Source organism: Porphyromonas levii DSM 23370 (assembly GCF_000379925.1).
GTDB classification, from domain to species: domain Bacteria; phylum Bacteroidota; class Bacteroidia; order Bacteroidales; family Porphyromonadaceae; genus Porphyromonas_A; species Porphyromonas_A levii.
The window spans coordinates 1-24420 of the sequence record NZ_KB904248.1; the positions used below are offsets into that span (position 1 = coordinate 1).

The window sequence follows — 24420 nt, forward strand, 5'->3', positions numbered from 1 at the left end:
ACCGATGGCAGATACGAGATAGACAACAACGGCATGGAGCGAGTGATGCGGTACATCGCTATGGGAAGAAACAACTACCTATTCGTCAATAACAACGCATCGGCCGAGAATTACGCTCGCATCTACTCCTTTATGGCCACCTGCGATGAGGCAGGAGTCAACTTCTACGATTGGCTACTAGCAGTCCTTCCAAAGCTCCCCAAGATAGGCGAGCTCACAGAAGACGAAATAATCAACCTCCTCCCAGGTCACATAGAAGTCTAACTCAAAAAGACACCGAGACACAAAATAGCCTGTAGGTACCAAATCGTACCTACAGGCTATTTTATTCTCTCCTTACACGCCCGTTTTGGGAGAGTTACACTTAGATAGGCGCTCCATTGCCTCTCTAGTAGCTTCGTGCGAATTGAAAGCAGAGAGTCGGAAGTAGCCCTCCCCCTCTAAACCAAAGCCCACTCCAGGCGTACCGACAATCTGTTTCTCTGTAAGCAGATAGTTGAAATAATCCCATGAGGCTGGATAAGCCTCAGGCGTCTTGAGCCAGATATAAGGTGAGGAGACACCTCCGAAGTGCTCCACCCCAGCTTTTGCCAATGCCTCTCGAATCACTCGCGCATTCTCTAGGTAGTAGTCTATATTTGCCTTGACCTGAGCTTTACCCTCCTCTGTATAGATAGCGGCAACACCGGCTTGGCTGATGTAACTTGCACCGTTAAACTTTGTGGTCTGCCTGCGGCTCCACATACTATTCAGATCCACTGGCAAACTCTTGGGCACAACGGTATAGCCACACCTAACACCAGTAAATCCTGCTGTCTTGGAGTAGCTTCTAAACTCTATAGCGCATGCTTTAGCCCCCTCTATCTCATAGATGCTATGAGGCACCTCTGGCTCTGTGATAAATGCCTCGTATGCGGCATCGAAGAGAATTAGAGCCTCATGGGCAAGCGCATAATCTACAAACACCTTGAGCTGCTCTCTAGTTAGCGTAGTGCCAGTAGGGTTATTAGGGTAGCAGAGGTAAATTAAGTCCACAGGATCTGTAGGAAGGGCAGGCACAAAACCATTCTCCCTATTGCAAGCAAGGTATACTAGATTACCCCACTTACCTTCTGGCAGATACGCACCAGCACGACCCGCAAGCGCATTGCTATCTACATAAACGGGGTAGACAGGGTCTGTTACCGCTATCTTCACATCGTTGCTAAATAGATCTACAATATTGGCGGTATCGCTTTTGGCACCATCGCTGACAAAGACCTCTGACGGATCAAGCGCCACCCCATAGGGGGCATAATCGTGCGCCACTATCAGCTCTCGAAGAAAGGCATAGCCTTGCTCAGGTCCATAGCCACGGAGCGTAGAGCTAGAGGACATCTCGTCTACCGCCTTGTGCATAGCTTCAATGCTTACTGAAGGAAGTGGAAGTGTCACATCACCGATACCCATCCGGATAATCTTGGCTTCGGGATGCTCGGCTTGGTATTTATTTACACGGCGGTTAATCTCCGCAAATAGGTAGCTCCCGGGGAGCTTCTGGAAGTTGTTATTTATCTTTATCATATCGTTACCTTACCTTGAAATACATAAGTAGCTGATCCTGTCATAAACACCGACTTAGTCTCGTTGCCCGACCAGTCAATAGTCAGGTCTCCACCTGGCATCATCACCTTCACCGGACTATCCACCAGTCCTTTGTAGATGGCTGCTACTGCCGTAGCTGTCGCCCCAGTACCACAAGCCATAGTAAGCCCTGAACCTCGCTCCCATACTCTCATCTTGATGGTATGCCTATCGAGCACCTGAGCCACTTCATAATTCACGCCATCAGGAAATGCCGCATGTTTCTCTATCCTTGGCCCAATCGTATCTAGTGCATAAGCATCTGGGTCTTCGGCAATGAAGTGGATATAATGTGGGTTACCGACAGAGACCGATACGCCCTCTACCTCATCCACCTGCTTGCTATCCTCCAGCACCTTAGGCAGCCCCATATCCACACGAGCATGGGTTACCTTCCCGTCCTCAATCGTTAGGACAAGTATCTTTTCGCCCGAACGGGTATTGATCGTCATAGGGTTGTCTTGGCAAAGCCCACGTTCGTACAGTAGCTTTGCCACACAGCGAATGGCATTACCACACATCAGCCCTTCCGAACCATCGAGGTTAAATATCCTCATCAGGTAACCACCCGAAGCCTCCTTATTATAAGTAATCAGGCCATCACCTCCTATGCCTGTCCTACGGGGGCTAAGCTCCCGTGCGAAACCCTCCAAATCCTCAATAGGGAATCGGTCAATATCCACATAGATGTAGTCATTGCCGAGCCCATGAAGTTTATCAAATACGATCTCCATTATACGTTCTTATCTATACTATAATTATTCACACCCAAATCCTCATACGCCTGTACTAGTGCTTCCTCGTCATCCGAGATGAAGAGTACATGGTCTCCCTCTGCCAGTTCCGTATGCCCCTTTGGTATAAAGAAATCCCCACCTCTCTGCACCATTATAGCCAACGTATGGTCGGGCAGTGGCAGATCCTTCATCTTATTGCTCTTCTCTATCATATTGCGGCTTACCAAGACCTCCGAGATAGAGCTCTTGATGCGCTGAGGCAAATCAATGTCTCCAAAGACAGGATCCTGCGTCTCTGTATCTACTAAGTCGAGTTGCTCTGCCATAAACTGAACGGTAGTACCCTGTACAAGCAACGAGATAATAGTGATGAAGAAGACAATGGTAAACACCAGCTGTGCATTCTCCACCCCTCGCACCCATGGTATCATGGCAAAGATAATAGGGACGGCTCCTCTAAGACCTACCCAGCTAACGTACATCTGCGACTTCAACTTGAACTTCCCCCAGAAAGGCAAGAGCATAAGATGGACAGAGATAGGTCGACCGAAAAGGAGCATAAATAGGGAGATAAGGATAGCTGGCACCGCCAACTCCAATAAGTAAGGCACGTCTACCAACAACCCTAAGGTAAGGAACATTACCAGCTGACTCAGCCACTGAACTCCATCGAAAAACTTAGCTATCGTATTGCTATACTGCATCCGAGAATTCCCTATCACGAGTCCGCCCACATAAACTGCAAGATACCCATTGCCATAAGCGGTATTAGTAACAGAGAATATAAAGAATGCCACCGCTAGCATCAATATAGGATACAGAGAAGTAGCATAGAGATTAGCTCTATTCACCACCCATACAGCGAGCTTCCCGAGCACGAGACCGAATAGTAGCCCCACGGCAAACTGCACGACAAACATCCACACACCATCCCATACGGTTACACTATCTCCCTGCTGAATCATAGATACAAGAATCAGGGTAAGCATATACGCCATAGGGTCGTTGCTACCACTCTCAAACTCTAGTAGAGGTTTCAGATTGTGCCGAAGTTTGGTCTTTCGTGAACGCAGGATAGAGAAGACGGAGGCGGAATCGGTCGAACTCATCACACTAGCGAAGAGCAAAGACTCCAGGAATGTAAGCTGTACCCCGAAGTCCAGCCACTGGAAGAGATAATAGATAAAAACACCCGTGAGCAATGCCGTAAGCAATACCCCCGCAGTAGCTAAGAGAGCACCAGGAACCATCACTGGCTTGATACTCCTATAGGAGGTATCCATACCTCCTGAAAAGAGGATAATCACCAGTGCTACCGAACCTATCGCTTGGGCGATAACAGGGTCATCGAAGTTGAAACAACCAGTAGTGCCTGCCGCCATACCTACTCCAAGAAATAGGAGCAATGTCGGTAAGCCAAACCTAAAGCCAGTCTTACTAAGAAACAATCCTATTACGGCAAGGATGGAGCCATACAAAAGCAGTTGGTCTGTCGAAATCGCTGCCAATAACATTATCTATCACCTTTCCTATCAAAAATACTCTGCAATATACAAAAATACAGCGACACAATACAGAGGAATAATAGTAGAATGATGAAAATTATGTACCTTCGCACTATGAAAGGATATATCTACAACATCACAATTAGTGCCGATCGCTCTTGCGGCGGCGACGTTCTCTACTTCGTAGAGCATAGGCTATTCCCCACTTGGGCTGAGCGCCAAGGGTGGGAGCGCCCCAAGCTACTCCGAATCCCTACCCCCATGGAGGATGGCATTACTGTGGCTCTGCAGTTCGAGCTAGAGAGCACCAAGCTCCTTGCCGACTTTGAGCTCGCGAGCGACCCTCTTGTAACCCGCATACAAGAGGTATATGGCGAGAAAGTACTATTCTACCCTACCCTTATGGAGGTTATCGGATGAGCGAGAAGGAGATTATCAGGGCAGAAGGGTACCACGTACCGGTACTACTGCATGAGAGTATAGAGGCATTGGTCACAAACCCTGATGGAATATACTTAGATTGTACTTTCGGGGGCGGTGGTCACTCCAGACATATCTTGGAGCAACTCTCTCCCAAGGGTCACCTATTTAGCTTCGACCGAGACCCCGATGCACTTGCCAATTGTAGTATCAAGGACGATCGCTTCACCTTTGTCCGCTCCAACTTCCGACACCTCTTACACTTTATGGATTACTACGGCATAGAGCAGGTCGATGGGATACTCGCAGACCTTGGTCTCAGTAGCCACCACCTCGATGACGAGAGCCGTGGCTTCTCTTTCCGCTTCGATGCACCTCTAGACATGCGTATGAATAGCTGTGGTGGCAAAACTGCAGCTCAGCTCATTGCCGATAGCACACAAGAGGAATTGGGAGCCATCCTCGCTAATTACGGCGAACTCAAAGGGAGCTATCGTATTGCCACCTTACTCAAGAGGGCTTCGGACGGAGGCAAACTACAAACCATCCAAGACCTCCTCACTACCGTGGCACCTGTAATACCTGAGAGAGATAAGAAGTCTCTTGCCAAGCTATTTCAAGGGCTACGTATAGCCGTAAACGACGAGATTGGTGCTCTCCAACAGCTCCTCACCGATGGCACACAGCTCCTTCGACCCGAAGGGAGGTTTGTGATTATCACCTACCACTCCTTAGAAGATAGGCCGGTCAAGAACTTCTTCCGATCGGGCAATATCTCGGGCGAAAGAGTCACCGACCACTTTGGTGTGCCACTCACTCACATCAGTCCACTACACTCCAAGCCCATCCTACCAAGCGCTGAAGAGGAAACACGCAATCCTCGCTCCCGTAGTGCAAAGCTCCGTATTGGGGTCAAGGGATAAGACCCACACAAAGGTCTATTACCTCTCACAATATCGGTCGCTCTCATCTATCAATCCTTAATGTTATCAAGGATTGTTATTGTAGTCTATGTCATAGTTATATATCGTTGCTTATTCTCCATTCTTTGGCTTTATTGTATGTATCCCACATGTGGGCATATAACCCGAGAGTTCTTCGTGTATTCCCTTCTCCTCTATTCTATAATTCTATTATTGATATACAAGATACAGTCGGCATTGGTAATCATACTTAACCGATAAGCGATGACCAAGACTGTCTTTCCACATATCAAATGGGAGAGATATACCATCGTGAAGGAATTGCACAACTTTAGAAAGCTTTCATAAGAATAGGACTTAAAGGAAGAGGGCAAAGAAGCAAGAAGAGAATTCCTCCATTGTCTTTGCCCTCTTTATTTAGATTTGGTTTAGTTGCCAAACCTTTCTATCGCCATGGGATTTCCAACGGTGGTTATCATAGGAGTTGGATTAATCTTATCTGTCTTAGGGTCGAGATAATAGATGCCTTTGGTGGTTGCCGAAGCATTACAGATGGCCAAACCATCTTTATACTTGGAGACTAATACTCCGTAGCCGTTTGACAATTCCAATCCTTCGATTATCTTCATCTTCTGATTGTACAAATCAAAGACTACTGCTCTGCTCGCGATAGCACCGTGTCCGGTTTCTCCGGGCTTGTAGTAACCCGGAATATCAATGTATCCGTAGGCTTTGCCATTGACTACATAACAAATGGAAGCTGCAAAGCCGGCCGGCTTCTCTTCTCCTTCTATGGTAGCTCCGGTTATCGTCCAGTGGTATGTGGGGTCAAAATCCGTTTCGCCCTTTTTGATTCGCAGTATGCCTGCTTTGTGCCCTGCTACCATTCCGAAGTTGCCGAGACAGGAAATGTATATATCCCCTTTTTCATCCATAAATAAAGACTTAGGGTCAATAGGACGTGTGGCTTGGGAGAAACCGCTGGTTTTCTCCGAAATCATCTTGACCAGCTTGTCCGTCTTCGTATCAATAACGGCTACGTCTGCCTGTTTGTAGTTCTCTGGACTTGTCCATCCCCCCACCATCTGGCTTAGACCTGCAAACACGTATCCGTCACGTTCAATCATAATTCCTATGTCTGGATTATTGTCCTGTATGCCCAAAGAGGTCAGGTCTATCTCTCCCGTCTTTTGCATTGTTTCGGGATTGAAAATGTAGATCTTCCCCAATCCTGCAAGCGACAGATACGCTTTTGTAGAAGATAGCTTGACGAGATTATTGGCACTGTTATTGGCCGGCAATGGCATACTGCCCACTTTTTTCAAAACACCGTTCGTACGTCGGTACTTTATCAGTTCGTTTTTGTCCATCTGCAAATGATAGCTCGGGAAAACATAAAGCTCCTGACCTACGACTATGGGGTAAGAACTTCCAAAGGGGACATTTATACCATTCTTATTGTCTACAGCTATCGTCGAGCCTAACTTGGGCTCGCCAATAAGTTGCATATAGTACGTCCCATCCATACCCGTAGCATTAGGCAAGGCAGTCAGTAGCAGTACATTTCCCTTACCTCCTGCTATAGGGGTGTCCGGTTTGTTCTTGTCGCACGAATTGAGACACAGTGCAGCAAACATTGCTGCTGCGATAAATACTTTTTTCTTCATCTTTTTTGTTGCTTTAGTTATTATACATATGGTTTGATTACTTGAATACATATCTGAATCTTATGGTGAAATTACGTCCCGGTAAGGGGCGATTGAACTCGCTGATCATTTGCGTATCGGTCAGGTTGTTTATTTTCCCCATAATGAAGTAGCGTCCATTGCCAAAACTTTGTTCAAAGCCTATACTGCTTGAAAAGGTTCGAGGGATGCGATGCAACTGGAATTGGCTTTGCTCAAAGTCATAAAGGTATTCCTCCACGAACGAAGCATCGGTAAATATGCGTGTGTTCATTCCTCTGCCTCCGAATAGATTCTCTTTGTGAAACTCCAGTCCTGCATTTGCCATCAGATAAGGGATATTGGGCATACGACTTCCTTTGGTAGGGTTGGGAACTGTTGTATTTTGTTCGTACTTACGCGTATCTCTCAGGTCTTGGTAAGTTGCGTTTACGTAACCATAAAGCCAGCGCGTAACATCGGCTTTCACCTCTGCTTCCACCCCAAAGGTTCTCATCTCGCCGAAGTTTTGATATTGCGACTGCAAGAAGCCTCCCGTAAAGCGAATCATATCTCGCAGATACATATAAAATCCATTTACTTCTATTTGCAGGTTGCTGGGAGACTTCCCTGTCAAATCGTATTGCATTCCCACATTCACACTCGTGTTGCGCTCGGGCACCAAATTGCCTGCAGGAGCTATCACGTATCCATCGCCCAGCAGTTCTTCTTCCGATGGAAGCCTTACATCATATCCGAGTGACGCTTTTGCCATCAGATTGGGTGTGATACGGTAACGGAGCGCATTGCTGATACCGAAATCATTCTTTTGCGTATTTATGTCCTCTGCAGAATTGGTCAGCACACTTGCCATCCGTGTTTTCATCGAATAGTGGTAATACTTGACATTAACAGAATTCAGGAACTTATCATTCGAGGTGCGATAGTCGTAGTTCAAGCCCGCCACCCAGCTGAGCATATTGCTCGGGAACTCTGTACGATAGCCAATGACCTTGTCTTTCATTACATCTCTTGGGTTGGCGTGGGCATACTTCAGCAAAGAGTTGAAGTTTACCGAGTGGTTTTCATTGACAAGATAGTTGAGATTCAATTTGTGGTTGAATTGATGTTTATCATTCGTCAATAGTGATGCCCATTTACCGATTTCACCGCCGAATTTGGAAACTGCCGGATAATGCGTTCCGTCCCAATGTGTGCGATGAGAAGCGGTATCGGCAAAGTTATAGTTGGTATAAATATACCCCAACTGCCAATCCAAGTCCAGTCCATCCAAGAGGAAGTTATCCTTCTCCATTTTATTGGCGAAAACAAAGGCATTGGAATGGCTGTGGGCATACTGAATGTTTGACTCTATCCCCTGTATATCCTTGTAGGTATGTATGAAGACCGGCTCAAACTCCACCAAATCAAACCACCATTTCCGTGCCTTGAAGCTGCCACCGATAACCATCTTTTTGAACTTGTCGTGATCTCGGGTTATCGTAAGCCCTTCTTGAACGGGCGACTTCATCTTGTAGTTATTGTCGGCATAGTTGTAAATACCGCCCAACCCGAACTCGATACCTTTCGGGGCAATGTTCATCTTGCTTACAACAGACGCTTTGTGTGTATTGAAACTACCGTAAGAATAATTCACGTCCAAATACTTGGGCGGATATTCCTTGATGACAATATTGACTGCTCCACCAACGGCAGAGCCTCCGAACTTGGCAGGAACAACTCCTTTGTATATCTCAATGCGGTCGATCATTTCGACCGGAATATCATTGATGTCGATGAAATCGGAATTATCGTTCATCGGATGTCCGTCAACGAAAAGCCCGATGCGTTTCCCTTCCAAACCGCGCACCGAAATGCGAGATGCGCTACCTACGCCACCCATTGCCCGCACGGTGATACCGGCAGTCTTTGCCAGAACGTCTTGTACATTGTTGACCGTACCTTGTATTTGGCTCATACTGATTACGGATATGGGCATTGCTTGTTCGCGTATCTTGCGGGCTTCGCTTTTGCCCAGTACGACTACCTCATCGAGCGATTTAGCTTCTTCTTTCATCCGGATGATGTTTTTTTGCCCTCTCCCTTTCCCCACTGTGACCTTGCGGGTTTGCGTGTGGTAACCTATAAATCTCACAGTAAGCGTGTAGGTAGCCGGGGGAATATCAGAAAAAGAGAACTCGCCGTGCTTGTCTGTTGTGATGCCCTTTTTCAGTTCCTCTATAAAGACCGAAGCTCCGGGCAGTGGTTCTTCGCCCGAGTCGTCGATGACCACGCCCGTAATCCGTCCGCCTCCTGTTTGAGCAGATACACTGGTGCTTACGAGCACCAGTGATAAGAAAAGATAAAGTACTTTCCGTTTCATTGTTTGTTCCTTCATCTGAATATTAAAGATCGAGAATGGGTGTGTCGGAAGTACCTCCGGGTGTCGGATCCGGTGTAGCCGGTATCGCCTCCTCTTCACGTATTATCATACGCTGTACATTCTTTGCCCGATTGCGCATTTCTTGCTTCGGGAAGAACTGTATGCGAGGCGTTTTGAGCGTATCTGCGGTAACGGCTTTCTCCGTCTCCATACGCTTGCCACTGGATATGACTTTAAACGAACCGAGATCTGCCAAGTCAACGGCTCTGCCGCTGAACATCTCTTCACGCACAATCTCCGCCAGGGCGGTAATGGCAGCACGCACATCGGCACGGCTCAGGGCTGTGGCATTGACGATGCGGTCTTCTACCTGACGAGTAGTAATCTTATCTTGCGCAACAGGGGCGGCATAATACATTGTTTTGCCTTTGTGTTTACCTATGCGCATTACCTCTTTCTTTACGTTGTATAGTAACATATTTCTTCCTTTTATTATTGTTTGTATTTTAAGTGCTTTTGCCGTTCTATTGGAACGGCTTTGGACGTTTAACTTAAACGGCTCAAACGATTCCATTGGAACGACTGCGATCGTTTAACTTAAACGATTTTGTCCGTTTCGGTTGAGGTGTTTTTCAGCTGCTGTCATTTATCCAATCCATCTTTCTCGTTTTATATTTCTATTACTTTTTGTTGCTAAAAACTGTATTTAGCCTTTGCCCATATTTCCGAGTTGTTCTTGTAAGTGCCGAATATCCCTTCGTTGCCTCCGAACCAATCATAACCCAGCGAGAGCTGTATGTAGTCATTCAGTGCATATGAAGAGGTAAAGCGGCTGAACCATCCCTTATGGTTAATATCGAAATAGGTAAAGTTGGAGAGCTGCAATGTGCTATCCAATAGCTTTTTCGACACATTGAGCGTGAGGAGCGACTGGTGGCGAGGTTGTGCTATTTGGGGTTCGTACTTCAAAATACTTTCTGAAGAAAACTGCGCCATCAGTGTCCATTCATTGGGTGCATACCAATCCACGCCCACGAGATAATTCACCGTGTTGAAGCCCTTTTGCTCCATAGCGCCAGCCTCGGGTTTGTAACTGAAATGCTTGTCTACGTTGAACGCCGCTTCTCCACGCACGACAAACTGTCCCAACGGCTTGGATATATCCGCTCCGAAGAATCCCATTCGGTAATATTGTGGAGATACGGTTATATGAGAGGCTGAAGGTCGGTAAGTAACCACGGGCATCTTGTTCCACGTATGCAATGCAGCGAAAGAGAAATCCACTCCGGGGAGAGTGAACCCGAGCTTCCCTCCATATTCTATATTGGAAAAACGGAACTCGGGGCGGCTTCCCTTTTCGTTCCACATAAAGGATTGATCAGCGTTTTTGGGTAGTACGCTCCACGGATTTTCGGCATCGGTCGGCAGCTTATAGCCCTCGAAAGTCGGCACGGCAAGCAGCTCCAATTTCATCTTCTCATTAAAGACAAAGAAGCGCAAAGCATTGACCGGCATACGAATGTCGTCGTAGTCTCGTGCCAAGAACTCCGTCATATCCATCGGGGAAACAAGATCAGTAACACGTACACCGTCTGCCACTCCCCAGATGACCAATTGCCGACCGAGGCGAAAGCCCCAATGTTCCTGCCGATGGTCGAGATACGCCTCTCGCAGTTCAAAGCCCGTATGCGCCTTTAATAAGGCATTGTGGGTGGCATTGAACGAGACGAAGAGCGTCGAACCTCCAAAACTTTTTCCTACTTCACCCCTCACACGAGTACGTGAAGACATAAAGTCATTCGGCCTCTCGGAGCGGATGGCGTGATAGGTATCCACAAAGCCTTTGAGCTGCCACGACGAATCCCCCTCCTCTTGCCCCCATACAGTATTTAGAGGCAGGAACAGAAGAAACAACAGTAAGATCTTTGCTAAATGATTGCTTGTATTCATTTAATATGATTGCTATTCAGTAAACGTCAGTAGCTTTTCTTTGATTGCTCGGAATCTTTTTCCTGATTACTCGGCACCCAGTAAAGAGTCATATGAGAATCAGAAGAAAGTCATATGAGAATCAAAAGAAAATCATACGAGAATCGGAAGAAAGTCATATGAGAATCAGAAACTACTATATATCTTTCTCTAATTGCTATTATTGCTGTCCGTGCAAAGGCTTTCTCTTTCCACTTAAAATTGAATATTTTTACCGGACAGCAATATATTATAATCTACCTTTCTCCAAAGTGCTAACATTGAATTTTGTTTCATCCAATGGGAGGTCATACTTGGGATTCTTAATCTCAAGTATCGTCTGATGCTCCGTCTGGACATTGGTCATATGCAGTTTTTGGGCAACCCAGAACCCTGCCACCTTGGCAATGTTGGATAATTCGAGGCGGCGGTGCAGTTTCCCCATCTTGTCGTAATATTCAACCTTGAGGGCTATCAGGCAGTCCTGACGAATCCACGCTATTTTCTTGGAATAGATCTCGCGTTTATCCTTGGGCGTAGATTCCAATTTAAAACACTTATGCCCATCTATTTCTTCTTCACCCAACAGTTTATGCGTGTCCTCATCCACGTTGCGACTACCCATATCATCGTAGGTAAAGTCACTACCCATAAAGTAATCCTGCTTGGCAGAGGAGCCGCTGATACGGCGGGTCTTCTTCATCGCAGGCAGGTAGAGCCATTTATCGTCGTCCTTATTGGGATCGTCGTAATCCCACGTGAGGAAGCCCGTTCCTTTTACATCGCCGGGGTACTGGAAGAACATTATACTCTTGCGGTCTTTCTTCCCTTTCCCCACGTCGATGGAGTAAGAGATAAGTTTACGTTCGCGTACAGCTCCGCGCTTATTGATCAGTTTCATCACCAACTCCGACTGACGGGTGTCGCCATCGGGACGGTCTTTTACTTTCTGGGCAATCTCTCTGCCCGTCTGTGCCATTGCTGTGGTGCCAAATATGATGGCCATTGCCATCGTTAAGATTACTGTTTTCATTGTCTTATACTTTTAATTGTTAATGCCTTCTATCATTGAATACTTACCAGAAAAAGCTATCGGTTCTTAAAACTCCAGCTCCAACCCTATCATCAACTCTTCGGGCGCAAAGCGGAGTCCGAAGCCTTTGCTTCCCATCTTCGGTTCTTCTCCCATAAAGTAGTTGTTCCTGTAACCGATAAATCCCATACGCAAACAGAGGCAAAGACCTTCCGTGAGATCGACACAGGCTCCCGGGCGTATTCCTATTTCAAATCCGGAGAGATTTTCCGAGGTATTACCGACCTTCTCCTTGGAGAAGTTGAACCCGAACCCTCCATCCAGATAAAGATTGAATGGGTTCTTATGGATGTAGTAATAGCGGACAAAGGGCGAAACTTTGAAGGCATTGCCTATGGTCTTTGTTGTCCCCTCTTCCTTACGTTCGTGCTCATAGCCAAGGAGCATTCCCACGCCCCAGCTGTCATTGAAAAGGTAGCCGATTTCAGGACAAAGGTCCAATGTCAGGGTCTTGTCTTTATTGTCAGACCAAAACGACACAGCTCCTCCCGCAAAGAATCGTCCTTCGTGGTCGTGGTCTTTGCCTGATTCGTGTCTGTCCTGTGCAAATGCACTTTGGGCAAATCCACTACTTGTTGTGATACAAGCCAGAAAGGCAACCAAGCTTGTTAAGATTATTCTTTTCATCTTAGTTGATATCTCGTTATTGTTTTTATCCCATTGACTTCTCAAGCATCTTTCGGTAGGTTGCCGATTGCATCTGCAACTCTGCGTCAGTGCCCATAGCCTCAATCTTGCCCTGATTGAGCAGCACGATTTTATCGGCTCCGCGAATGGTACGCATCCGGTGGGCGATGACAACGACCGTCTTGTTCTTAATCAGTTCCGACAAAGCCTCCTGTATCAGACTTTCGTTTTCCACGTCGAGCGAGGCGGTGGCTTCGTCCAGCAAGATGATGGGAGCATCTTTCAGTATGGCTCTTGCGATGGAGATACGCTGTCGCTCACCACCGGAAAGCCGCTCGCCGTTCTCGCCTATGACGGTGTCCAGACCTTCGGGCATACGATCGACAAACTCATCGCAGCGGGCTATTTTGGCTACACGGCTCACTTCCTCGTCTGTAGCTCCTTTTTTACCTATACGGATATTGTCTTTTATGCTGGCGTTGAATAGCACCACATCCTGAAAGACAATGGCGTAGTTTTTCAGCAGCGTTTCGGGGTCTATCAGGCTGATGTCCTCGCCACCGAGCGAGATTTTCCCCTGCTGAATATCCCAGAAACGGGCTGCCAGCTTGGTAAGTGTGGTTTTACCGCTTCCCGAAGGTCCGATGAGAGCAGTAACTTCACCCTGCTTAGCAGTGAAACTTACGCCGTTGATGACGGTATAGTCTTCGTAGCCGAATACTACATCTTTGAAATCTATATTGTAATCCTTGGGATTCATTTCCTGTTTGCCTTCCTGAACGGGCATTGTTTTAATCTCCTTGATGCGCGCCACCACGCCGTCGAGAGCTACAATCATCGCCATAAAGGTGAGAATCTCCTCAATAGGCAGATAAATGCTTGCCGTGAGAATGAGATAGGCGATATAGACAAGGATGTTGATCTCTCCGGCAATCAGCATATTGGCACCTACAATCGCCACCGTGACGATACCAAGTTTCATCAGCATACCACCCAGGGAGACAGCTATACCCGAAGAAAGTTCGGCTTTTATCTTGGAGCGGGTGCTATTGTCTACCTTGTTGTTGAATTCGTCTAACAACCGTTCTTCCAGGTTATAGGATTTGATTTCCTGTATTTGATCTATCTTCTCCTGTAAATCGTCGAACACCTTGCGACTGCTTTCCACGAGTGCGTCCACAGCTTTGCGTTGTTTCTTTTTAGAAAGGAAGAAGACCAGCAACGAGACAGGCACGACCCATAGTGCCGCCAATCCGAGCTGCCAATTGTAGGCGAGTATCATAATGGAAATGATAATCGTGGAAATGACTGTGGAGTAGATCTGCGGTACGGAATGAGAGAATATACTCTCGTAAAGATTCAGGTCGTTCATCATAGTCGCAGAAAGATCGGATACATCGCGTTTCCCGAAATAAGAGAGCGGCAATTTCTTCAGGCGGTTGGCTATATCGATGCGAGAGTTGGCACTCTCGTTATAAACATTGTCGTAAAGGCGTACATAATCCCACCTCGCCACGAAAAACATTACCAACAACATCACTACGATGATGACGATATAGTTCGTGAGGGTCAGCTCTGCCGGTGCAGGAATGCCCTCCAGACCGCCTAAATATTGGAATAGAAACATAAATCCGATGATGGGCGGAAACATTTTGGTCAGATTCAGGATGGTATGCGAGAATATGGATTTTTTCAGGTTCTTCGCTCCCTGATCCGACATAGCGTATTTTTTCTTCAAGAAATTATTCATTTTGACCTCCTATTTTCCAGTTGGCGGATTTCTGATATTCGTCCCACAGTTTTTTGTAGGCTCCGCCTTGGGTTAATAATTCATTGTGTGTACCGCTTTCCACTATTTTGCCATTTTCCATCACAAGGATTCTGTCGGCATTAACCACAGTGGAGAGCCTATGAGCAATCATTAATGTGGTTTTGTCTTTCGACAGCTCTTTGAATGAAGCCTGAATGATATGCTCGTTTTCGGGATCGGCGAAGGCGGTCGCCTCATCGAGAATGACGAAGTCGGCGTCCTTCAGGAAAGCCCTTGCAATGGAAATTCGCTGGGCTTCACCCCCTGAGAAATAGGTTCCCTTGGTTCCGTAAATCGTATCCAAACCCTTTTCCAAGTTATCAACAATCTCTTTAGCTCCGGCTCTGACGAGAGCTTGCTCTATCTCCTCATTACCGGCGTTGGGATTCCCCAGCAACAGGTTCTCGCGCAGGCTCATCTTGAAGAGCTTGGATCTTTGGAACACAAAAGCAATCTTCTGCATCAGCGCCGATTTCCCGTATTCCCTGATGTTGGTACCTCCGATGAAAATTTCGCCCTCATCTGCATCGTAGAAGCGAGCAGCCAGACGTGCTACGGTGGTTTTCCCTCCTCCCGAAGCACCGACCAAGGCAACTGTTTCTCCTTTGTTTACCTTGAACGATACGTTGTCCAGCACTTTTTCTTTTCCGTATGAAAAAGAGACGTTCCTGAACTCCAACCCCTCTCCAACCGCTGTTTTTGCGCCATAAGTGAGATCGTCGTAATCCAAAGCTGCGTCGATTTTGTCCAATGCCAGCTCAGCAAAGTAGGTGAAGTTTCGAATAGCCGCACTTCGATACATAAAGATGCCGAAGACGGGGCCTATCAACAGATAGATAACGGAATTGCCCAGCACCTGCCGCACATCGCCACCGGAAGTAATCATCATAATGGCAATGGGAACCAAGAAGAATGCCGTAGAGCTTGAGATAGCCTCGTACAGCGACATTTTGTTTTTGAAGCCCATACTCCACCGCACCACGAAATCTTTCATCCTTACAATGAGCGAATAGAAGCGATCAAAGCTCTCCACGCTCTGGGCAAAGGTCTTCACTACCGGTATGCCGCGCACGTACTCTACCGATTCGGCGGAAAGGTTGGCAAGCCCTTCGTAGTATTCTTCCCGCATCTTAATACCCTTTTTGGTAGTCATAGTAGCCATAACCAATAGGCTTATGACCATCGGAATCAGGCTAGCCAACCCTAACCGCCAGTCGAAAAGGAAGAAGAAGATCAATAGCACTATGGGCGAAACAATCGTCATTGCAAGATCCGGTAGCTGATGCGCCAGCATACTGTGGGTCTCTCCGGCACCATCGACAATGGTCTTGCGCAGGTTACCGCTTTCGCGGTTGGCAAAAAAGCCCAACGGTTTCGCCATCATCTTCTTCACGCTAAGTTTGATGATGTTCGCCTCTACCTCGAAAGCGAAGAGGTGAGATACCATTAGCGCAAAGAAATAGAGCAACATCCCTGCTGCGGCAAAACTCGCCGCCAGAATTGCATAATGCCGTATGGAAACTGCATCGACATTGTTACTCAAGATAATCCCGCTGACAATCTTATGGATATAGACCATAGGCATCAGCACCAAAATACCCGAAAGGGCCGAAAACACCATCGCCAGTGAAAGCATATAGCCTTTTCTGCCTGCGTATGGCAGCAGCCGCTTCAGAACGGGCGTTTTCTTCTGTTTTTGTGTACTATTCATTTTCAATTCAATTATGTTTGTTTATTCTACCTGAGTTTTGTCTGTATTTGTCTCTTTTCCGAACAGGCGGAATTTCTTAAACAGTATAGGCGTCACACAGAGATCGGCAAGAAGAGCCGATGCAATACCCGCTACGGAGAGTATTCCCATATGTATAAAGGAAAGGCTCTCAGAGGTGGTATAGATGGCGAAGTTGGCGCAGATCACCACACTCGTCAGCACGATAGGTGTCCCGATGGTGCGGAACGAGCGGAGAATGGCACCCCGATAATTGCCTTGGCGGTCGAATTCCAAATGACCGTGGTTGATGAAGTGAATGGTGTCGTCCACCGCCAAACCGAGAATCATCGGCATAATAGTGGCGGTCATCATATCCAACGGATAACCCAACCATCCCATCAGCCCTCCTACCACCAAAGCGGGGGTAACGTTGGGTATCAGACCGATAAGTCCGATACGTACACTACCAAAGACAAGCATCATCAAGATACCGATGATAAGGAGGGAGATAGCGAATGAAACCATCTGCCCACGGGCTATATACTGCATCATAACCGTGAATTGAGGCATACTACCCACAGTAGTAACTGTAGCTTGAGGGAAGAGTTTGTTAGCGTAAGCAACAATGTCTTGTAGCTCCCGCTCTGTCTTCCCTGAATCGTATGAATTCATCTCGACCATCAGGCGAAGACGTCGGTAATCGTAATCGATCCAATACTCTGCTTCGCTGCCTCCCGCATTTTCATAAAGAAGTAACAACTGTGCCACCTCTTCTGGGTTGTGAGGGATGGTATAATAAGAGGCATCCCCATCGTGCAGGGTTTGGTTCAGGTCTTTGAGGATATTCAATACCGTGGTTGTGCGTTTGGTCGATTTATACCTGTCTGCGTGTTGTGCCAAAGAATCTAATCGAACAAGGGCTTCGGGCGATTTCGCCAATCCATCGTCAGGCAGTTCTATCATCACATCATAGGTGTAGATAGACCCTAGTTCGCTTTCGCCCACTTCCAAAAGGTTATTGACGTAGGCTATCTTTCGTCCCATAGTACGCTCTACATCGAAGGCGGTCTCTATCTTGGTAAATTGATAGATAAGGACAACCGTGATTAGTCCCGCAAGACATAGAATCAAGGTTCCGTGCTTAAGTACACTTTCACCTATCTTCTCCAGTTTCCGATCCAACCACCGCCCTCCTGTTTCCTGCACCTTGGGATGTGGCTTTCCGTCCTTACCAAAACTAAGGAGCACAGGCATCAATGTGATGGCAATAAAGAACGCCAGCATCACACACGAAGCGGTCGCTATACCAACAAAACGCATAGGTTGCATCGGTATGGCGAGGAAAGAAAGCAAGGCGGCAAAGGTGGTGAGTGCACTAAACAGCACCGGCCATCCCATTTCTTTGACGGTTTCTTCTACTGCTTGTTTTCTCTTCCCGTGTATGAGGAATTGGCGTTTGAAGTAAGAATACACGTGGATGTTGTATGCAATGGAAACAGCAAATGCCAGCAGCATTGGAATCATCATCATACCACTGTCTATCGTCATTCCGACATATCCCAATATACCATACACGATAACAATGGAGCCTACGGCTGTGACAAGTGGCACAACCACTCCCCTAAAGGAGCGCGTTACGAGTAGCAGGATAAGTATGGAGACGAGGGCTGCGATACCCAATACACGGGGCATTTCCTTGTTTATCCATTTCATTTTCATAGCCGTTACATAGGGCAGTCCTGTTCCCTTGGGATGCAATGCCTTGTATTTATCTTTGGTGATGATGTGCTCCAGTTCATTACCTGTCAGTACTTCAGGAGAGATCGGTTTCTTCCCTTTATTCCACACCGAATCCTCCGGGAAAGCACGCAGTTTGAGTATGATCCACGAGAGTGTTCCGTCTTTGGAAACAAGCCGCTCTGCAACGTGAGGTTTCAGGTAAGCCTTGCGGCGTATCTCCTCCAGTTCCGTCGGATCTGACGGGATTGTTTCGGGGACAATCTGTTCGATAGTCATACCCTCTTCACTGCCCATCATAAATTCGATGTCAGTGAGAGACGTGATTTTGTCGGCATACGAAAGACTGTCCATCATCTCATTGGTAAGCTCGCGGATAAGCTCCAGATTCTCTTTCGTAAACGAATTGTCGCATCGGGTCAGTACCGCCGCAAAGTTGTCATTGCCGAATATCTCCTTAAACTCTTCGGTCTTGACAAGCATTGGGTCATCTTCAAGGAAATAGTCTTCCCAAGCGGCACTCACCTTGAAGTATTTAAGTCCCATAACTCCAATCGCAAGGATGAGGATAAAACCTCCCAACACGACCCAGCGATTCCGCATCATCCATTTGCCTCGTAGGGCAAACCAATCGTTGATTCTTTCTATTTTCATATCATTTGTTATTTGTAAATCCTTTCATACAGTTAAAGACCAGAATTGATCGGTAGTTATGTGCCGTAACCTGATTGCCATAAAAGAGCTGCAATAGATCTATCGCTTCCTGTTTGCTTAGATGTGGCGGCACGAAAAGTCCCTTTCTATTCAGGATGTTGCGCACAATCCAATCAGCCGGTTTACGCTCGCCTTGGATATAGAAACTCCCGCAAAAGAAGCCGCCCGGTTTTAGTACCCGAAAGATTTCGGCTAGAGCTTTCTTCTTGTTGGGAAAGCAGTGTAATCCATTCATAGACAATACGCCATCAAAACTATTATCAGAATAAGGCAGATGTAGTACATCGCCTTGCCGAAGCGTCGTATTATGCAATTTCATCGCTTTTATACGATCTTGCGCAGTATTAAGCATCGCTTGGGAATAGTCTACACCCGTAACTGCGGCTTGTGGAATGCACCAATACTTTTCGGCAGTGAAAACCATCGTACCCACGGGGACATCCAATAAATGCCCAGTAAAATCAGGAGGTATCATTTGCAGTACCTCACGCGCAATGGCATTATCATCTACACGCCAAAGGCAGCGCATATAAAGCCGACTCCACCATTTGCGCCCGATAAGCACATCGTCATAACGGCGTGCAATGCGCTCGTATGCCTTATTCTGTTGTTTTTTCATTGTTATGACTCTTGAAAAACTATTTAGAGCAGTATATCAATGGTTCAAAAACGAACAAACGTTCACTTTGTTCAAAAACAAAGCGAGCCACCCCTATGGGCGGCTCGCCTTATAAAGTCTGTTCTCATAGAGAAAGATGCTATCATCCCTCCTATGAGTTCTTACTATGCAGACACTCCGTATCATTACTTTCGTGCTGTACATTAGCAGCATCATTATCTAGCACTTTGCTACAAGAGCTATAGCTCCTCCTCCTTTGCGCAACCCATGACTCTTCACACAGGAAAAGCCCATCGACCCCCTGCACTAGAGTCATACACTCGTCGTTAATAATGTTTATTATACCCATATTTCAAATGAATCAAGATTTAGTTATCTCTCTTTTCGATCTACATTCATGAGTTTCTCCCATCCTCCTGTGCTAAAGAGGATATACTCACTAATAAAACACTCTATCTCCTCCTGAGAGAGTTCTTCATGTAACACTACTTCTCTCATCATGCTGATCCACCAAGAGCAAGTGAAATGCATAAAAAAAGGGGAGATATTCGTACGTAACCCCGGATAGAGCTCTTTCATCCTTTCCAAATACTCCATTCCGATAGATGTGCTTTTCTCAATCCACTGTTCCCAAAAATATTTGAACCTAGAATCCTGTGTATCAAGAAACAACAACTTCAACTCTTTACGATAACGGATTATAATACCCATTACCTCCAGCATAGAATTACGATGGTATTCCTCGGAGGTAAAGATTTCTAGGGACAGACTTTCGTCACGATTATGATTGTCTAGCATTCCGTTCATCTCATCTATGAGTGGCTGCAATACAACTGCCAATAAATCATCCTTACAGGGATAATAATTGTAAATATTGCTCAGCCCAATACCAGAGAGCTTGGATATCTCACGCATCGATACAGCTTTATAACCTTTCCGAAGAAAGGCTTCTCGAGCTGTTTTCATCAATAAATGACGTCTATATTCCTTTGTTGTCTGCATGGGATAAATGAATATTCTACCTTTTCATAGGCAAAGGTCGTTACCTTTTTGGAGAAAAGCAATACCCAATAATAATGATATTGGGCGAATAAAATGGAAATAATATCCCTACAAAAGAGTACTCCTTGTAGGATCTAGAATAATAGAATAGGCGTGGACATCTATTGAGTAGCTTAAGAATATGATGTGTAGAGGTTCATCGCCACCAGCACCTCGGTATAGAACTTAATAATTCTTCATAGTAAAGCAATTGCCGTCTCTGTCTCTTTGCGGTGGATTATATACTGAGCAAAGAAAGTCTCTCTCCCGCGAGGGACTTTGTGGGAATTAGCTATTAATAAGCTCCACTATACAAGTAAAATAGGTGGCTACACAGAGTATATCTGTATAGCCACCTATGTATTAAACACTTACCTCTATACCCTAGAGGTATCCGAACGTTCGTCAGACGCTGAAGCCACTATCGGGAGCACTATCCATAAGAGGATCTGCTCCCTGAGGTGTAGAAGTTCCCACCTGGTTCATCTTGCTTGTAAAGCGGCCTGTATTATTAGATTGTGCCAAACCCTGAGCGCTAGCGAACTTGATGATGCTGCTTTGGAACCTTAGTAGGACGGTATCGACACGTCCATTACGATGCTTAGCTATGATAAATTCTCCCATATCCTTCATGCTCCTACCATCCTCATCCTCTAGAATGCCATAGTACTCAGGACGGTGAATAAAGCAAACCATGTCGGCATCTTGCTCTATCGCTCCCGACTCACGAAGGTCTGAGAGCTGTGGGCGCTTCCCCTCCTTTGGACGGTTCTCTACACCACGATTGAGCTGCGAGAGTGCTATCACGGTAATGTTAAGCTCCTTTGCCAGTTGTTTGAGTGAGCGAGAAATGGTACTCACCTCCTGTTCACGATTCGCATTACTCTTGAGCCCACTCGCTGTCATCAGCTGCAAGTAGTCGATGATAATGACCTTCACATCGTATTGGCGAACGAGTCGCCGAGCTTTACTTCGGAGGTCGAATACCGATAGACCTGCGGTATCATCGATAAAAAGGGGCGCTTGCTCTAGTGTGCCGATACGCTGATCAAGTATCTGTAGCTGCTGAGGAGAGAGCGAGCCTCGCTTGATGTCATCATTGGGAATCTCAGTGTGGTTCACAATAAGACGGTTAATTAGCTGCTCTTTGCTCATCTCCAAACTGAATATAGCTACTGCAGCCTGATGCTCCACTGCCATATTACGAGCCATGGAGAGCACAAAGGCGGTCTTGCCCATAGCCGGACGCGCAGCAATAATCACAAGATCAGTAGGGTGCCAACCGAAAGTGATTTCATCTATCTCAGGGAATCCGGAGCGCACGCCATGATTGGTAACCTCGCCATTGACAATATCCTGCATCTTCTGCACTGCCGTAGGGACAAGATCCCCCACAGGTTGTACTTCGTTGCCATCCCTACCTTGGGTAATCTCGAAAAGCCTTTGCTCGGCATCTTGCATCGTATCTGTCACCAGAATAGTAGGATCGAACGAATTGGAGATGACCTCATTACCGAAAGAGATAAGGTCGCGCTGCAATTTCTTATCGAAAAGTAGGCGAGCATGGTACTCGAGGTGCGCTGTACTATTGACTAGGGTACTTAGCTGGGAAATATAGACGAGCCCATTGGTAGCTGTGAGTTTGTCATTAAGCCTCAGCTGCTCAATAACCATCTGAGCATCGATTGGCTTCTCCTCTAGTGCTAGCTGCCTGATTGCCTCGAAGATATACCTATGCTTGGTATCGTAGAAACAATCGGGCGTAAGAATTTCTCCCACTATGGGGAAGGCATCACGCTCCAGAATCAAGGCGCCTAGCACCAGTTGCTCCACCTCTATATTATTAGGTGGGACGCCCTTACCAAGTTCTTTTGCTACCGTCCTAGACTCTAGCATTCTACCACGCTCCACTTCGTCGGGATAAGCGTATGCCGTCGTAAATTTCTCTACACTCATAATCCCCCTTAGTCTAGCTTGAGCACTGCGAGGAATGCCTTTTGTGGCACCTCTACATTACCCACTTGCTTCATGCGCTTCTTTCCTTCCTTCTGCTTTTCCAATAGTTTTCGCTTACGAGAGATATCACCTCCGTAGCACTTCGCTGTTACATCCTTTCGGACTGCCTTAATGGTCTCTCTGGCAATAATCTTGGCTCCTATCGCTGCTTGGACTGCGATATCGAACTGCTGCCTTGGGATGAGCTCCTTTAGCTTCTCGCACATGCGCCTACCCATGTACTGAGCATTATCGATGTGGGTTAGGATAGAGAGGGCATCCACCGACTCTCCATTGAGGAGGATATCCACCTTCACTAGTTTGGAGCGCTGGAAATTGCTCACATGGTAGTCGAAGGAAGCATAACCCCTAGATACACTTTTCAACTTATCGTAGAAGTCAATCACGATCTCCCCTAGGGGCAGATCGTAAATAAGCTCGATACGATTACCAAAGAGGTAATCTTGCTTTACGAGTGTACCTCTCTTGCCAAGGCAGAGGGTCATGATAGGCCCTATATAATCGGTGGTGGTAATAATCGAAGCCCGAATCATTGGCTCCTCGATATAATCAATACTGGCTATGTCGGGCAGACCCGAAGGATTGTGTACCTCTATCGTATTGCCCTTTTTATCATATACCATGTAGGAAACATTGGGCACAGTGGTAATCACGCTCATGTTGTACTCCCGCTCTAGTCGCTCCTGCACAATCTCCATGTGCAGAAGACCAAGGAAGCCACAACGGAATCCAAACCCAAGAGCCGCTGAGCTCTCAGGCGTAAAGGTAAGAGAGGCATCATTGAGCTGTAGCTTCTCCAAGGAAGTGCGGAGGTTTTCAAATTCATCTGTCTCGATAGGATACACTCCTGCGAATACCATTGGCTTGACCTCTTCAAAGCCAGCAATACCCTCCTTCGCACCACCTTGCACATGAGTAATCGTATCCCCCACTTTCACCTCACGGGAGGTCTTGATGCCTGAAATAATATAGCCTACATCGCCAGTACGCACTTCCTTACGTGGCTCCATATCTAGGCGTAGAATACCTACCTCATCGGCATCGTACTCTTTGCCTGTGGCGATAAACTTCACATGGTCTCCACTCTTGAGCACACCATTCACAACCTTGTAATAGGCTATGATACCACGGAAAGGATTGAATACGGAGTCGAAGATAAGACACTGTAAAGGCGCCTCTGGATCTCCCTCTGGTGAAGCAATGCGCTCTATGATAGCCTCAAGTATCTGCTCCACACCTTCGCCAGTCTTTCCGCTAGCACGGATAAGCTCCTCCTCTTTGCACCCGAGTAGTTTCACCAACTCATCGCCTACTTCATCGGGCAGCGCACTAGGGAGGTCTACTTTATTCAGGATTGGGATGATAGTAAGGTCGTGCTCCAGAGCCATGTAAAGGTTAGAAATGGTCTGTGCCTGTACGCCTTGCGCTGCATCTACAATCAATAACGCGCCCTCACATGCTGCGATAGAGCGTGATACCTCATACGAAAAGTCTACGTGCCCAGGAGTATCAATCAAGTTGAGCGTATACGCTTCCCCTTTGTAGGTATAGTCCATCTGGATAGCGTGGCTCTTGATAGTGATGCCACGCTCTCGCTCTAGATCCATATTATCTAGTAACTGATCCTGGGCATCCTTCTCTGCTACCGTCTTGGTATACTCTAATAAGCGGTCTGCTAGCGTACTCTTGCCGTGATCGATATGTGCAATGATACAGAAATTGCGAATATGCTTCATTTATCTTTCCTAATGTAATTTCCTATGGTGCAAAGATACCCAAAATAGAGTAATAGAAGAGGAGGCATACCGATGGCTCTCTCATTAGAGAAA

At 46.6% G+C, this 24420-nt stretch carries 20 protein-coding genes; 3 read left to right on the plus strand and 17 right to left on the minus strand.

Annotated elements, in window-relative coordinates; all coding sequences use genetic code 11:
• A partial coding sequence (locus A3GG_RS11880) for an IS66 family transposase (protein WP_018358177.1) occupies positions 1 to 264 on the plus strand: 264 nt, incomplete at its 5' end.
• A 72-nt stretch (positions 265 to 336) separates the two neighbouring features.
• Here A3GG_RS11880 and A3GG_RS0104750 read toward each other — a convergent pair.
• From A3GG_RS0104750 to A3GG_RS0104760, 3 genes are read right to left on the minus strand one after another with little or no spacing between them, the layout of a single operon-like run.
• Positions 337 to 1563, minus strand: a complete 1227-nt coding sequence (locus A3GG_RS0104750; protein ID WP_018358178.1) for an LL-diaminopimelate aminotransferase — start codon at positions 1561 to 1563, stop codon at positions 337 to 339.
• Entirely contained in the window at positions 1560 to 2357 is a 798-nt protein-coding gene (gene dapF / locus A3GG_RS0104755; protein ID WP_018358179.1) for a diaminopimelate epimerase, read from the minus strand. The genes A3GG_RS0104750 and dapF overlap by 4 nt, the downstream gene beginning before the upstream one ends.
• Complete coding sequence (locus A3GG_RS0104760; protein WP_018358180.1) at positions 2357 to 3874, minus strand: potassium/proton antiporter; 1518 nt, start codon at positions 3872 to 3874, stop codon at positions 2357 to 2359. Before A3GG_RS0104760 ends, dapF begins: the two co-directional genes overlap by 1 nt.
• Before the next feature lie 78 nt (positions 3875 to 3952).
• Here A3GG_RS0104760 and A3GG_RS0104765 point away from each other — a divergent pair, with 78 nt between their 5' ends.
• Entirely contained in the window at positions 3953 to 4285 is a 333-nt protein-coding gene (locus A3GG_RS0104765) for a DUF4286 family protein (RefSeq protein WP_018358181.1), read from the plus strand.
• The gene (rsmH, locus tag A3GG_RS0104770; protein WP_018358182.1) at positions 4282 to 5208 is read left to right on the plus strand and encodes a 16S rRNA (cytosine(1402)-N(4))-methyltransferase RsmH; all 927 of its coding nucleotides are present in this window, start codon (positions 4282 to 4284) and stop codon (positions 5206 to 5208) included. Before A3GG_RS0104765 ends, rsmH begins: the two co-directional genes overlap by 4 nt.
• Before the next feature lie 428 nt (positions 5209 to 5636).
• On the opposite strand, the gene A3GG_RS0104775 is transcribed toward rsmH, so the two are convergent.
• The 14 genes from A3GG_RS0104775 to lepA form a co-directional block, all read right to left on the minus strand.
• Entirely contained in the window at positions 5637 to 6875 is a 1239-nt protein-coding gene (locus A3GG_RS0104775; protein ID WP_026215627.1) for a DUF5074 domain-containing protein, read from the minus strand.
• Between the two features lie 37 nt (positions 6876 to 6912).
• Positions 6913 to 9255 carry a TonB-dependent receptor gene (locus A3GG_RS0104780; RefSeq protein ID WP_026215628.1) on the minus strand — a complete coding sequence of 781 codons (2343 nt, stop codon included), beginning with the start codon at positions 9253 to 9255 and terminating at the stop codon, positions 6913 to 6915.
• Positions 9256 to 9277: 22 nt separating this feature from the next.
• Positions 9278 to 9733 (minus strand): HU family DNA-binding protein, encoded by a 456-nt coding sequence (locus A3GG_RS0104785; protein ID WP_026215629.1) that lies wholly within the window; start codon positions 9731 to 9733, stop codon positions 9278 to 9280.
• 215 nt (positions 9734 to 9948) lie between these two features.
• Positions 9949 to 11205 carry a DUF1302 family protein gene (locus A3GG_RS0104790; protein ID WP_018358186.1) on the minus strand — a complete coding sequence of 419 codons (1257 nt, stop codon included), beginning with the start codon at positions 11203 to 11205 and terminating at the stop codon, positions 9949 to 9951.
• Positions 11206 to 11473: 268 nt separating this feature from the next.
• Positions 11474 to 12256 (minus strand): outer membrane lipoprotein-sorting protein, encoded by a 783-nt coding sequence (locus tag A3GG_RS0104795; RefSeq protein WP_026215630.1) that lies wholly within the window; start codon positions 12254 to 12256, stop codon positions 11474 to 11476.
• A gap of 66 nt (positions 12257 to 12322) precedes the next feature.
• Positions 12323 to 12943 carry an outer membrane beta-barrel protein gene (locus A3GG_RS0104800; protein WP_018358188.1) on the minus strand — a complete coding sequence of 207 codons (621 nt, stop codon included), beginning with the start codon at positions 12941 to 12943 and terminating at the stop codon, positions 12323 to 12325.
• Positions 12944 to 12968: 25 nt separating this feature from the next.
• Positions 12969 to 14693 (minus strand): ABC transporter ATP-binding protein, encoded by a 1725-nt coding sequence (locus A3GG_RS0104805; protein ID WP_018358189.1) that lies wholly within the window; start codon positions 14691 to 14693, stop codon positions 12969 to 12971.
• Positions 14686 to 16464, minus strand: coding sequence for an ABC transporter ATP-binding protein (locus A3GG_RS0104810; RefSeq protein WP_018358190.1), 1779 nt, complete (start codon positions 16462 to 16464; stop codon positions 14686 to 14688). Before A3GG_RS0104810 ends, A3GG_RS0104805 begins: the two co-directional genes overlap by 8 nt.
• 21 nt (positions 16465 to 16485) lie before the next feature.
• The gene (locus A3GG_RS0104815; RefSeq protein ID WP_018358191.1) at positions 16486 to 18855 is read right to left on the minus strand and encodes an efflux RND transporter permease subunit; all 2370 of its coding nucleotides are present in this window, start codon (positions 18853 to 18855) and stop codon (positions 16486 to 16488) included.
• A 1-nt stretch (position 18856) separates the two neighbouring features.
• The gene (locus tag A3GG_RS0104820) at positions 18857 to 19534 is read right to left on the minus strand and encodes a class I SAM-dependent methyltransferase (protein ID WP_018358192.1); all 678 of its coding nucleotides are present in this window, start codon (positions 19532 to 19534) and stop codon (positions 18857 to 18859) included.
• 151 nt (positions 19535 to 19685) lie between these two features.
• Positions 19686 to 19883, minus strand: a complete 198-nt coding sequence (locus A3GG_RS11885; protein ID WP_018358193.1) for a hypothetical protein — start codon at positions 19881 to 19883, stop codon at positions 19686 to 19688.
• A 23-nt stretch (positions 19884 to 19906) separates the two neighbouring features.
• Complete coding sequence (locus tag A3GG_RS0104830; protein WP_026215631.1) at positions 19907 to 20536, minus strand: TetR/AcrR family transcriptional regulator; 630 nt, start codon at positions 20534 to 20536, stop codon at positions 19907 to 19909.
• 444 nt (positions 20537 to 20980) lie between these two features.
• Positions 20981 to 22531 carry a replicative DNA helicase gene (dnaB, locus tag A3GG_RS0104835; RefSeq protein WP_018358195.1) on the minus strand — a complete coding sequence of 517 codons (1551 nt, stop codon included), beginning with the start codon at positions 22529 to 22531 and terminating at the stop codon, positions 20981 to 20983.
• An 8-nt stretch (positions 22532 to 22539) separates the two neighbouring features.
• Positions 22540 to 24327, minus strand: a complete 1788-nt coding sequence (lepA, locus tag A3GG_RS0104840) for a translation elongation factor 4 (protein ID WP_018358196.1) — start codon at positions 24325 to 24327, stop codon at positions 22540 to 22542.
• Positions 24328 to 24420: the final 93 nt, after the last annotated feature.

Coding starts and splice junctions, on each gene's coding strand:
- A3GG_RS0104760 (WP_018358180.1), bottom strand. CDS start 3,874: ATGTTATTGGCAGCGATTTCGACAGACCAACTGCTTTTGTATGGCTCC.
- A3GG_RS0104805 (WP_018358189.1), bottom strand. CDS start 14,693: ATGAATAATTTCTTGAAGAAAAAATACGCTATGTCGGATCAGGGAGCG.
- A3GG_RS0104765 (WP_018358181.1), top strand. CDS start 3,953: ATGATGAAAATTATGTACCTTCGCACTATGAAAGGATATATCTACAAC.
- A3GG_RS0104830 (WP_026215631.1), bottom strand. CDS start 20,536: ATGCAGACAACAAAGGAATATAGACGTCATTTATTGATGAAAACAGCT.
- A3GG_RS0104780 (WP_026215628.1), bottom strand. CDS start 9,255: ATGAAACGGAAAGTACTTTATCTTTTCTTATCACTGGTGCTCGTAAGC.
- lepA (WP_018358196.1), bottom strand. CDS start 24,327: ATGAAGCATATTCGCAATTTCTGTATCATTGCACATATCGATCACGGC.
- A3GG_RS0104810 (WP_018358190.1), bottom strand. CDS start 16,464: ATGAATAGTACACAAAAACAGAAGAAAACGCCCGTTCTGAAGCGGCTG.
- A3GG_RS0104750 (WP_018358178.1), bottom strand. CDS start 1,563: ATGATAAAGATAAATAACAACTTCCAGAAGCTCCCCGGGAGCTACCTA.
- A3GG_RS0104785 (WP_026215629.1), bottom strand. CDS start 9,733: ATGTTACTATACAACGTAAAGAAAGAGGTAATGCGCATAGGTAAACAC.
- dapF (WP_018358179.1), bottom strand. CDS start 2,357: ATGGAGATCGTATTTGATAAACTTCATGGGCTCGGCAATGACTACATC.
- dnaB (WP_018358195.1), bottom strand. CDS start 22,531: ATGAGTGTAGAGAAATTTACGACGGCATACGCTTATCCCGACGAAGTG.
- A3GG_RS0104775 (WP_026215627.1), bottom strand. CDS start 6,875: ATGAAGAAAAAAGTATTTATCGCAGCAGCAATGTTTGCTGCACTGTGT.
- A3GG_RS0104820 (WP_018358192.1), bottom strand. CDS start 19,534: ATGAAAAAACAACAGAATAAGGCATACGAGCGCATTGCACGCCGTTAT.
- A3GG_RS0104790 (WP_018358186.1), bottom strand. CDS start 11,205: ATGAATACAAGCAATCATTTAGCAAAGATCTTACTGTTGTTTCTTCTG.
- A3GG_RS0104800 (WP_018358188.1), bottom strand. CDS start 12,943: ATGAAAAGAATAATCTTAACAAGCTTGGTTGCCTTTCTGGCTTGTATC.
- rsmH (WP_018358182.1), top strand. CDS start 4,282: ATGAGCGAGAAGGAGATTATCAGGGCAGAAGGGTACCACGTACCGGTA.
- A3GG_RS0104795 (WP_026215630.1), bottom strand. CDS start 12,256: ATGAAAACAGTAATCTTAACGATGGCAATGGCCATCATATTTGGCACC.
- A3GG_RS0104815 (WP_018358191.1), bottom strand. CDS start 18,855: ATGAAAATAGAAAGAATCAACGATTGGTTTGCCCTACGAGGCAAATGG.
- A3GG_RS11885 (WP_018358193.1), bottom strand. CDS start 19,883: ATGGGTATAATAAACATTATTAACGACGAGTGTATGACTCTAGTGCAG.